Source organism: Anaerococcus sp. HMSC065G05, assembly GCF_001812365.1.
Lineage (GTDB): Bacteria > Bacillota > Clostridia > Tissierellales > Peptoniphilaceae > Anaerococcus > Anaerococcus vaginalis.
Window position 1 is genome coordinate 8,192 of record NZ_KV808709.1, and the last position, 1,658, is coordinate 9,849.

At 29.9% G+C, this 1,658-nt stretch carries 2 protein-coding genes and 1 pseudogene; all 3 read right to left on the reverse strand.

Annotation, left to right across the window (positions count from 1 at the left end; all coding sequences use genetic code 11):
- Positions 1-20 precede the first annotated feature (20 nt).
- Positions 21-340: pseudogene (locus HMPREF2852_RS05470) on the reverse strand (DUF3847 domain-containing protein).
- A gap of 106 nt (positions 341-446) precedes the next feature.
- Positions 447-1,013 (reverse strand): GNAT family N-acetyltransferase, encoded by a 567-nt coding sequence (locus HMPREF2852_RS05475; RefSeq protein WP_070606473.1) that lies wholly within the window; start codon positions 1,011-1,013, stop codon positions 447-449.
- A gap of 56 nt (positions 1,014-1,069) precedes the next feature.
- Positions 1,070-1,658 (reverse strand): DUF4368 domain-containing protein (locus HMPREF2852_RS05480; protein WP_222563211.1); only part of this gene is annotated, 589 nt, incomplete at its 5' end.

Consider the following 1,658-nt stretch of genomic DNA (forward strand, 5'->3'; position numbering starts at 1 on the left):
GCGCCCTTGTAAACAAGGGACTATTCCTCTGCGTTCTTTTTTTCCTCTTGGTTTTCTGTATTTTGATTTTCGCTTTGTCCTCGTTTCTCTATGATTTTTAAGATTTTTTGATTGATTATTTCTTTGATATTTTGGAATGTGATTAGCTGATAAATTCATCTTTGGTGAAATCCTTGCTTTCAATAAAGATACTTTCAAACACTCCTCCTTTTTCATAAAGCCGTCTATCTCTTTTCTTTCGTTCTTCCTGTTTCTGCTGACTGATGAGCTTTTTTCTTTTGTTTTGGAAATGCTTAATTCCTTCTTCCGCCATTAAAATTTTTTCATCTATATTTTTCATTTTCTGCTTACCTCTCTTTCTGTTTTGGGGCAAAGAAAAAACAGTAAACCATTTGATTTACTGTTTCCTTGAATTTTAACTATATTTTTTGCTAATCTACTATTTTTTATTTATGAATTGTCCAATAATCTTTATATGAATATCCATCATGCGTTCCTACTAAAAAATTATCCGATTTTGTAAAACCAATTCCAGATGCAGCTGACATTCTTTCAATGGCGTAATTAGGAACTTTAGTAATAACTTCTTCGCAATCAAATAGTTCATAAGTTGGCGAAACTATAAGCTCTAAAATTTCTTTAATAACTTCTTCTTTTTCATATTCGCTTTTCAAATCCAGTCTAAGTACGCCCATTCCATTAAACTTATCTTCTGATGTTCTATTAAACAGTTCAATAGTTCCAATCGTTTTTAATGAAATCTTATCAATTATAACCCAACGAACGAACCATTTTGTCTGATATGATTTTAGCCAAAAATCAATAGCCTGTTCCATCTTATCTTTTGTTGGATAGTAAAAATTATCATCATCACAATTATCACTATTAAAAAATGGCAATGAATTTTTGTCACTATAAACTTCAAGTAAATCATCTACATCAGCTTTATCTACAAATCGAAGTGAAAATTTTTCACTTTCAAATTTAGGAACATTCTCATATATATTTGACATAGTTTCGTCCTCCTAACTAATATATCTCACTAAATTTGTTATATATTATAACATTTTTAAGCCAGTTTTTCTATCTCCTCTTTCTGTGGTACTTGACAGTTACCTATAAAGTTAAAATACACATCAACTTGTTGTTTTCTGTCTTTGCCTTTTCTTCCCCCTGTGGCTTCATGGACTACAACTTTTTCTATATACTCATTTATCATTGGTACTGTCAGTTTCTCAATATCTATATATTTCTCTATCATTTTTAGGAATTTATCGGTATCAATTTTTCTCTGATGATAGCTTTCTATTTCATTTTCAAAATACTGTATTTTCTTTTCTAAGTCTTGTTGCTCCGTATCATAGGTATTAAATAATCTATCAAAGTGTTTTACAGGAATTTTTCCAAGTGCGTGGTCTTCGTATAGCTTTGTAATGAGGGTTGTTAGTTTTTCATTTCTTGATAACAGTTTTTCTAATTTCTCTTTATCCTCTTGATATTTTTCTTCTCTTTTTTCATCGGATAACTTGTTCATCACTTTTAGAAACTCTTGCTTTTCTTCTTTTGCAAAGTCGGTTATTTCTTTGATTGATTTTAATAGAATTTCATTCACTGTTTTTACTTTAATATAGTGCATACTGCAAGTGCCTTTTCTGTGT